This window comes from Vibrio sp. Y176, assembly GCF_033438945.1.
Genome location: NZ_JAWOQS010001013.1, coordinates 1 through 551 on the forward strand (window position 1 = coordinate 1; position 551 = coordinate 551).

At 54.4% G+C, this 551-nt stretch carries 1 pseudogene; it reads left to right on the forward strand.

The annotated features are described in order from the left end of the window. Window positions 1–551, forward strand: a pseudogene (locus R7O13_RS29940) (hypothetical protein); the annotation flags it as partial.

Consider the following 551-nt stretch of genomic DNA (forward strand, 5'->3'; position numbering starts at 1 on the left):
AATACGCGCGGCGGAAAGCGCAGGTCAGCGTCATATCGGATTGCAAACCGCGATTGAGCAGCTTAAAGGCGGCGAAAACATCGTGGCGAAGTTGGTCAAGATGTTGGCGTTTCCTTATGCCCTTAGTGTTGGTGCTGGTTTCTACGGTGTCTACATCGCTGACAAGATGCTCAGTGCCATCGATAACCAACCAGGCATTGGCCTAACCGTGCGCAATTTTTTTGCCGACTATGGCATTGCCATCGCCGCGGTCTTTGCCTTGCTTCTCCTGGTACTGGCCATGGCACTGCCCAACTGGAAAGGCAATAGCCGCGGGCTCAGTAACGATTGGCCACTGTTCTCACTGTATCGCGTGGCTGTGGCGTCCACGCTGCTGAAAACGCTCGCAAACCTCACCCAATGCGGCATGAAACTCAGTGATGCCCTAGTGCAAACCGAAATCCGCAATACGCCGTTTGCCAAAGCGCACATCCAAACCATGCGCGAGCAAGCGATTCGGCAAACCAACCTCGGCGCCATTCTCGATACGGGTCTCTTACTGCCAAACGAAC